This window comes from Streptococcus gwangjuensis, from assembly GCF_028156745.1.
GTDB lineage: Bacteria > Bacillota > Bacilli > Lactobacillales > Streptococcaceae > Streptococcus > Streptococcus gwangjuense_A.
The window spans coordinates 1-295 of record NZ_JAODJG010000008.1 but is presented as its reverse complement, the minus strand read 5'-3'; the positions used below and the strand labels follow the sequence as shown (position 1 = coordinate 295).

Annotated in this window: 1 protein-coding gene; it reads left to right on the top strand. The window is 42.4% G+C overall.

What is annotated here, in order from left to right; all coding sequences use genetic code 11:
* Nucleotides 1-295: mucin-binding protein (locus tag N5909_RS00075; protein WP_271630618.1), on the top strand; the 295-nt coding region annotated here is incomplete at both ends.

The window sequence follows — 295 nt, the reverse complement described above, 5'->3', positions numbered from 1 at the left end:
CGTGTTGAAACAGTTACTTACCGTAAGGATGCTCAAAAAGCTGTTATCCGTTACGTAAGCACTAACGGTAACCGTGTTCTCACAACAGATGAAGTGACAGGTAAGTCAGGTGAAGCCATTGCCTACAGCACTACAAGTCAAATCAATGAATTTAAGAAACAAGGCTACAAGCTTGTTAGTGATGAATTCACAACAGGTGATGCGAAGGTTTATGACTACGATACAGCACGTGACCAAGTCTATACTGTAACCCTTTCAGAACGTGTTGAACCAGTGAACCCAGATAACCCAACTC